This window comes from Ruminococcus sp. AM31-15AC, assembly GCF_003462045.1.
In the GTDB taxonomy this organism is placed as follows: domain Bacteria; phylum Bacillota; class Clostridia; order Oscillospirales; family Ruminococcaceae; genus Hominimerdicola; species Hominimerdicola aceti.
The window spans coordinates 1-8054 of sequence record NZ_QTYG01000075.1 but is presented as its reverse complement, the minus strand read 5'-3'; the positions used below and the strand labels follow the sequence as shown (position 1 = coordinate 8054).

8 protein-coding genes are annotated in these 8054 nt (G+C 43.6%); 3 read left to right on the top strand and 5 right to left on the bottom strand.

Annotated elements, in window-relative coordinates; translation table 11 throughout:
• Nucleotides 1-266: 266 nt before the first annotated feature.
• The 4 genes from DW793_RS14820 to DW793_RS13295 all read right to left on the bottom strand — a co-directional run bounded on the left by DW793_RS14820 (nucleotide 267) and on the right by DW793_RS13295 (nucleotide 4232).
• Nucleotides 267-425, bottom strand: coding sequence for a hypothetical protein (locus DW793_RS14820; protein ID WP_181988381.1), 159 nt, complete (start codon nucleotides 423-425; stop codon nucleotides 267-269).
• A 113-nt stretch (nucleotides 426-538) separates the two neighbouring features.
• On the bottom strand, nucleotides 539-1783 hold the full coding sequence (locus DW793_RS13305) for an ROK family transcriptional regulator (protein ID WP_022287990.1): 1245 nt from the start codon (nucleotides 1781-1783) through the stop codon (nucleotides 539-541).
• 237 nt (nucleotides 1784-2020) lie between these two features.
• Nucleotides 2021-2272, bottom strand: coding sequence for a YdbC family protein (locus tag DW793_RS13300; protein ID WP_022287989.1), 252 nt, complete (start codon nucleotides 2270-2272; stop codon nucleotides 2021-2023).
• Between the two features lie 61 nt (nucleotides 2273-2333).
• Nucleotides 2334-4232: a lipopolysaccharide biosynthesis protein gene (locus DW793_RS13295; protein ID WP_118158428.1), complete on the bottom strand. Its 1899-nt coding sequence runs from the start codon at nucleotides 4230-4232 to the stop codon at nucleotides 2334-2336.
• Between the two features lie 193 nt (nucleotides 4233-4425).
• Between DW793_RS13295 and DW793_RS15720 the strand changes: the two genes are divergently transcribed.
• The 3 genes from DW793_RS15720 to DW793_RS13285 all read left to right on the top strand — a co-directional run bounded on the left by DW793_RS15720 (nucleotide 4426) and on the right by DW793_RS13285 (nucleotide 6725).
• Nucleotides 4426-4548 carry a hypothetical protein gene (locus DW793_RS15720; protein ID WP_022287987.1) on the top strand — a complete coding sequence of 41 codons (123 nt, stop codon included), beginning with the start codon at nucleotides 4426-4428 and terminating at the stop codon, nucleotides 4546-4548.
• A gap of 229 nt (nucleotides 4549-4777) precedes the next feature.
• Nucleotides 4778-5344, top strand: a complete 567-nt coding sequence (locus tag DW793_RS13290) for a sigma-70 family RNA polymerase sigma factor (RefSeq protein WP_118158427.1) — start codon at nucleotides 4778-4780, stop codon at nucleotides 5342-5344.
• Nucleotides 5295-6725 (top strand): PASTA domain-containing protein, encoded by a 1431-nt coding sequence (locus DW793_RS13285; protein ID WP_118158426.1) that lies wholly within the window; start codon nucleotides 5295-5297, stop codon nucleotides 6723-6725. Before DW793_RS13290 ends, DW793_RS13285 begins: the two co-directional genes overlap by 50 nt.
• 38 nt (nucleotides 6726-6763) lie before the next feature.
• On the opposite strand, the gene sleB is transcribed toward DW793_RS13285, so the two are convergent.
• A complete protein-coding gene (gene sleB / locus DW793_RS13280) occupies nucleotides 6764-7435 on the bottom strand; it encodes a spore cortex-lytic enzyme (RefSeq protein ID WP_117898155.1) in 672 nt (223 codons plus the stop codon).
• Nucleotides 7436-8054 lie beyond the last annotated feature (619 nt).

Here is an 8054-nt window from a genome sequence, read left to right as displayed (position 1 = left end):
TACATTTCTTTTACGTCTTTATGTTAGACTTTAATTCTTTTTCTCAAAAGAATCTCTCAAGGGTTTCGTACTATTCGTCTTTGTTCAATTTTCAAGATGCTGTTTCGTTACACTCTTTTGTGTCGTGCAACTTTTACATTATATCACACTTTTTATCTTTTGTCAACCCCTTTTTTGAAGTTTTTCAAAAAAGTTTTTTGACTTCCGATTTTTTCGTGTTTTCTAATGTGCTGTCTTAAATCAGCTTATCTATTATATCATATTAGCTAAGCTTTGTCAAGACTTTTCTTTGTGAATTCTTTGTGAATTCGTTTGAACTCTTTCGAAAAGTGTTCATCGTCATCACTTTCTTCACATTCATCGCTCTCGTCAAGCGACTTATATATTTTATCATCTACAGCGACATTTGTCAATAGCTTTTTCATCGTTTCTCTATTTTATACATTTTCTACCCGATAATTTAGATATTTTTCACTATGTTGTTCATTTTATACTATATATAAAAGAAAAAGCAGGGCAATGCCCTGCTCTGATGCTCTTAATTATTAGAAGATGTATCAAATCCGCCCCTGTTAAAGAACAATTCTCTTATTGCAAGCGCACAGCCTGACAGGAATCTGTGCTTGTCCTCAATAATAGAAAGCTCGATCTTGCTTGAAACAAGCGCTCCGCCTATCTCTGTCACAGCGTCCTTTAATTTCTGGAACGCCTTTTCATTCTGGAATTTGAACTGATGAAGCACTATCTTCTGTGGATTGGTAGAAAAATACAAGTTGTTAAGAAGCACCGCTAACAGCGTAAGCTCGCCGTTAAGTATCTCTTTTACAGCCTTGTCGTCTTTCTCGTATGCCATCGTTATCATATCCTGATTGACATTCTCAAAGCTTCCCCTTGCCGCCTCATAGAGAAAAGGCGTCTTTTCAGCAGAAAATACTTCCCTAAGCTTTGACATAGTAGCCGATGGAGTGAGTTCACTCTCAACACAGCCCCTTCTTCCGCAAGGACAAGTCCTGTCAGAATAAGGGTTGATTATCATCTTATCCACGAAGTTAGTTCTGTTATCATATGAAACGATCGGATCGTTAAGATTCGTCACAACAAAGTGCATAGTGTTGCCATACTGCAAAAAGGCTATGTTGTGTCTGTTTATATCCTTTGTTTTAAGGAAGTCGATATTTGCCATAGCCGTACCCTTTACAGAGTTGTCAAAAACCAGCGGAAGCTCAGTTTTCTCTCTTATTGCAGCCTTTAGCTTAGCATAATCAGGCTCGCCATCTTCAACACTGATACCAAGTCTTGAATACATAGTCGGGAATATACCGAAACCGATGCCGAGAATAGAGTTCTTGTCAAGGCAGTTGTCGCCCAGTACCTCGTTTATAGACTTCTCAGTGAAATCAAAAATAGTGCTGTAGTCCGTCTTTTCGTTGATAGCCAGGTTTCTCTTATCGAGAACTGCACCTGCCAGAGTTGACAGACCAACGCTTACGATATCCTCCTCTACCGTTACGCCTATAACGAACTTGTAGTGGTGATTTATGTCGATAAGTATCTTTTTTCTGCCTCTCGGAGCTTTTTCTGTAACGTGCTTGTATTCGCCTATTTCCTGTATTATCCCCTGCTCGATCATTTCATTTGTTATGATCGTGACAGCGGCTCTTGTAAGCTCTAAAGTTCCCGCAATGTCGATACGGGAAGTAGGGCCTCTCTGCTTGAGTATCTTGAGGACCTGCATACGGTTGCGCCTCTTGAGATCAAGCTTGCTAATGCCATGCTGTTCCATATAACTATAATTCCCTCCGAATATATTATTACTTGCCCTGTACGTTCAAAGCGTTCCGTGTCCTTTAAATACTGATACGAAACGCCTTTTATGTGCAAGCTTCCGGCGGCAGCCGTGCATGAAATAACGCACAACTCCGCCGTTTAATTGTTCTTCTCGGAAATTATAGCAAACATTTTTAAACTCATGATTAACAATTGATTATCATTTAACTGTTTACCGAACATTTACAATTTTTTAAAGAATATCAGCCTCGTTGATATCGTCCTCTATCTCCTCACCGTTGAGAATAGCCTTGAGAGTTTCCACTTCTTCGTCAGTAAGAGTGATACCCTTGCCCATTCTGCTGTGGTCTGGATTCCATTCTCTCAGGTCATATTTAGGCTCTCTCTCGTTCCAGGAAACCTTGTTAAGCTCCTTTGTCCAGCCCTTAGCGTTTTCAGAAAGTACGCCTATACGCTCTGTGATCTCAAATTTCAATTCTGCCATGATAAAAACCTCCATTGGTGTAATAGGAGCATAGCCCCTTTATCTATAAAACGCAGTATCTCTACCGCTTTTTATATGCCCATTCAATAAGCTTATCCCATATCTGTCTGCGGAATATAAAGCCACATACAAGTGTCTGCACCGCCGCCGCAAGCACGCCGAACCAAAGTCCTGCCGCCGCACCAAGCAGTATATCAAGTGCCGCAATGCCAATGAAAACATCTGCTGGCCTGCGATTTTTGATAATAACAGCCACCGCCAGTATCAGAAATGCCACCGCTGCCCATACCATGCCGTGCCTGAAAACTAGACTCAGCGGCATAAGCACCATAAAGATATACATAAGCCTGTTCTTGTTTTTGTATATTGCAAAGACAAAGCCTGCCAGCAGCAAAGCATACACAATAATGCCCCTTGTGAGCAAGTCTATGAGTACAAATACAGCCAGGCCGCCTATAACTGCGCAAAGCTTTGCAGTGCTAAGGCTCACAAAATGTGAAGCTATCCTTGCAGGAAGCACCTTGTAGAATATGCTCTCCACAGCCTTTCGGTTGAGTATAAAAACCGCAAAGAAAAGCAGTGCCACCACTCCGTAAAGCGGAATGTGGTGCATAAGGTCAGTTTCAAAAAGGCAAATGAACATCATCACAAGGATAACGATGTTGTTCACTATCATCTTTTTCATATCTATCCTGAACGGCACTAGCTTTCTCGAGTCTATGGCTCTTATGATGAAAACCGTCATGTAAGCCGCAACCGTGGATATAGGCGGACCGTAAAGTCCTATCCTGGGTATGAGGATAACGTTCAGCCCCACGTTTATCACGCCTGAAACAAGGCTCGTAAAAAGTGACCTCTTCGTCTGCTTTGAAGCAAGATAAATAGACCCCATAAAAGTGGTGAAGCATGAATAAATGGTCGCATATATGATGATAGGCGAGTATTTCACGCAGTCACGGAAATCTGCGCCTATCCAGAAGTTAGTCACAGGCTGAACGATAAGCAGACAGCCTGCCACAAGGATATACAAAAGGCTCTGATTGAAGTCAAAAACGTTCTCATAGAAGGAATCTCTGTCATCAGAATCGTCCTCCGTTATCGCCGACATATTCCAAGCCTGACCGAACATAAGATATACCGTTGACACAAGGTTAGGTATCTTGTAAGCCGCCGACAGCACGCCGTTGTAGTCCGAGCCAAGATAGTGGGTAGTCATAAATGAATCCGAGCTGTTTGTTATGAGCCACAAAAGCTGAGCAGGGATAAGAGGCACAGAGTATTGAAGCATTACCTGCAAAAGCTCCCTGTCAATATCCTTGAAGTTTATATATCTCCAAAGCTTTGACTTGAACGTGAGAAATACCACCGAGATAAGGTCAGAAAGAATGGTGGCGAGCAAATACTTCTCGATACCTGTGCCGTGACCGAGAAATCCCTCAGGGAGCACCATATAAAACAAAGCCGTCCAAAACAGCGTAAAGAACGTGGTCAGTATGCCGTTAAAAGCAAACAGCTTCACCTGCTCCATTGCACGCACGAAAGTTGAATACAGCGACTTCATGCTTGATGTGAATACATATATATATAGTATCAAGCTGTATCCGCCAATATACTTGTCAGCAATGCCCGTCAGCGACACAATAGGCAGCAAAATACCGAACACCGCCAGACCAAAGAAGCATATAAGATTGCCAAGAGTAAAGACCTTTACCTTGTCATAAGCCTTGTCAAGACCAAATCTGATTATAGCCTCCGTGATAGTCATGGTCACAAGAGGTATTATCCAGTTAGCTATCTGAGTGAGAACGTCCGTAACGCCCAGCTCAGCCGTAGTAAGATAGTTGGTGTATATAGGCACAAGCAACAGCACAAGAACTTTTGAGCTGAACGAGCCTATAGCGAACACCAGAGTATTTGAAAACAGCTTTTTATAGCTGCTTTGTTTGCCTGTTTCTGCCATTTAAAATTTCCTCATTACATAAAAATATAACACATAGAGATATTATAACACAATGCTTTGATTTTTGCAAATATTTTTATAAAAAGCCGTATTTTTTCACAAACCGCTTGCAATCAGAGCAAGATTATAGTATAATAGACCTAAAGAAAAGGGCTGTAAAAACAGCGTCACAGAATTACAGGAGGAAGATAACATGAGCAAAGCAACAAAAGTATTTCTGATACTTTTCGTATCTGTATTCACAGCAGGAGTAGCTGCAAATATCATCTGCGAGATATTCAAAACAAGACTTCAGAAATATTATTCTGTAGACTAAAATATAGCATAGTACAAAAACGTTTATTGTAGGGGAACGGCTCAATTTCCGTTTCACAGAAATGCGACGTCCCGCTTAGTCGGGGCTATTCCCAGCACGCACTCTCAGGACGGCTTCTGCCGTCCTTTTTCTTTACAAAAAACTTTTCACAAAGCTGAAACTTTTTCAGCAAAATTCCCGACTATTAGGGTGAAAGCTCACAGAGCAAAAAAAGGAAGGAGGAAAAACCATGGGAACAGAACTAAAAGATACATTCGTGCAGGCTTATAATGATACATACGATTATATAAACTGCTATCTCACCTCAAAGTTTCCCACCAGAGAGCTTATAGAAGACGCACTCCAAAGCGTGTATCTTGATTTTTACCGCTCCCTTATCACCACTGAGGGGAAAATAAAAAACGTCAGGCATTACGTCCTGCGTATAGCCAAGCATTATGTTGCAGACCATTACAGACAACAGCCCAAAGCCACATTCGAGGATATCACCGACCTGAATATCCCCGATGAAAAAGCCCTTGCTACCCTTGAAAACGCCGACTTTTTCGACTATGAGCAGGTGATGAGCTATCTCAAAAGCTCCGACGATACCACCTACCGCATTTTCGTACTGCATTATCAGTACGGCTATACTATCAAGAAAACCGCGTCATGTCTGGGCTTGTCCCAGTCCACCGTAAAATCAAGACTATACCGCACCCTTGACAAGCTGAAAAAAACATACTGTGAAAAGGAGGAACAAAGCAATGAAAATGACAGATATAATGAAAAAGTCCCACAGCGAAAGCAAGTCTGAAAATCTTGACGCTATCCTGCAAAAAATAGACAATAAAGCCTTTATCACCAACTCAGCCGACAGCGCACACACAGAAACAAAACCCCAGCCTATAAAGCTTAGAAGAAAATCCATCGGCATAGCCGCAGCAGCAGCCTGCGCCGCCATAGCAGTGGGAGCATTCGCATTCAGCGGACTTTTAAAGCCCGATATCGACGCCACCACCCCTGCCCCCTCAACAGCCTCCACCGATACCACAACACAGCCGCCCCAGACCCCACAGCATATCACAGTGCCGAAAGTTATCAACAAGACCTATGCCGAAGCCGAAAAGCTTATCGCACAGGCAGGCGGCACGCCCGTAAGACGTGATAGATATAGCGATACTGTCGCCGCCGAAACTGTCATGAATACCGAGCCTGCCGCAGGGGAAGAAATACAAGCAGGGCAAGAAGTCAACCTGTTTGTGAGTAAAGGTCCAGTTCCTGAGCAAAGAACTTATATCCACAATGACAGTTCACAGACCGACTCTGACGAACAGACCGATAAACAGCTCACCGAAGACGAGCTTGGCACATATGAAGCGGCAGATATAGAGATACCGACCTTTACCGAACGCCTCACCGACCTTGAAAACACAGACGATCTTGACATAATACTTTCCGCACTAAATTCAAGAACCTCAGACTTCGGCATAATCTCCGCCGAAAACCATGAAACCTACCTTGATGTAACAGTGAACACCGAAAATGACGTCACCTGCACAAAAGCTTACCTCCAAGCATACGGCGTAAATATCGACCTTGTGGACGTCCACACCGCCTACCCAGAGCCGACAGGCGATCTCCCCATCAGCGATACGCCTATAACAAATCCGTATAAAGTATCAAATCTTTTGTGCGACCTGGAAGAAATGGGTTACCGCCCAACTTTCACCTCCTGCAGCATTTATGATCAAGGCAACAGATGTGAGGTAACAGTGCTTTACGAACACAACATCAAGGAAATGGAAGAGCTTCTGCAAAGCTGTAACGTTGATATGTCAATAGTCACAATAACCCTCGGCGGCAAAGCAGAAGTCACCCCCGGCTACAGAAGCCCAGGAGAGATAGTTAATATGTCAATAGTCACAATAAACCTCGACGGCAAAGCAGAAGTCACCTCCGGCTACAGAAGCCCAAGAGAGATACTTGAAGAAGTAAAAGACGTTTTCCATATAAATGATGTAAGAATAGCCATAACTGGCAAGACCTCATATGTAGACGCCTATGCCATAGACATTTCCGACACCGAAAAGCTCGCCGATATAGCAGGCTATATCACCAGCTATTTTTCCGACGATATCCTCTATTCCATACCAATATCCCTAAACGGCAGCGATTACTTTTTCGTACATAAATAGCACAAAACCGCTCTGCACTGCGCAGGGCGGCTTTTTTTTCACATACAAAACCTATGGCTTCCAATAACCGTCACCGTAGGCTTAGCGTGCATATAAGCGTTTGAAGTCTTAGCAGGATTGTAGTAGTAAACACAGCCGTTTGTGGGGTCCCAGCCGTTCAAAGCGTCACGGGCAGCATTGTAAGCTGAAGCGGCAACAGGCTCGTTGAACTGTCCGTCCACCACCGCCGTAAAAGCGCCGTTTTGGTAAATTACCCCCGAAAGCGTGTCAGGGAAAGAAGGGTGTTCAATGCGGTTGAGTATCACCGCACCCACAGCCACCTGTCCCACATAAGGCTCGCCCCTGGCCTCGGCAGAGATTATCCTCGCCAAAAGATTGATGTTCTGTTCCGTAGCCGACGGCACAGAGCCGATAGAAATGCCCAACGCACGAAGCGTCTGCGGACCTGCCGTTCCAGTCTGACTTATCCCCTGCTGTTTCTGAAATTTTATCACAGCGGCTTTGGTCTTTTCGCCGTAGTATCCCGTCACAGAGTCGTTGAACAAACCACGTTCTTTAAGGCGTTCCTGAATAGCCCTAACCTCACTGCCGCTAGACCCAAGCTGAGAGAGCGCACTGTCCGAACCGCCCCAAAAGGCATTAACCGCCGCCAGCGAAACTCCCACCGCCAGCACCGTCACCACAGCTTTTTTCACAAGCAGATTTCTCATTGTTCTCATAAGATCACCTCCTGAAAATCTGCATTTATTTTTTACAGCATTTACAGATTTATTCACGCAATGTCAATATGCACAAATTTATCATTACAAATTTATGCAAACAAATGATTTATCTTTTAATTTGGCAACATTTCTGCAATTGTTGCATTTTTTATGCAACAAAAGTGGTACTTTTCGTGTATAAGTAGAAAGCGTTTTGATACTTGCGGGCACGTACAAGCCCTGCGACTTAGTGAAACCGAGGTGCGTTTCTGGAACAGGCTGTAGAGAACTTGTGTCAAAGCGTGGGTGTGCATTTGATATTTTGTGTATACGCAACCAAGGGCATAATACCCAATGTCGCACCCCGAACGCAACTTGAAAATTGAATATTGACCGCATTTTTTTACAAATCTGTAGGGGAGCGGCGCAATTTCTGCTTTGCAGAAATCCGACGTCCCGACCCCTCGACGTTTCGCATTATTGTTTATCCCACAAACCTTAATAACCCCACAACGCATGGTAGGGGCGAACAGCGTTCGCCCGTCGAAGAAACAAGTCCACGATTACAACCATTGTAGGACAGAACAAAAAACTATCCTATCACGCTTGTAGGGGCTGGCGCCCTCGA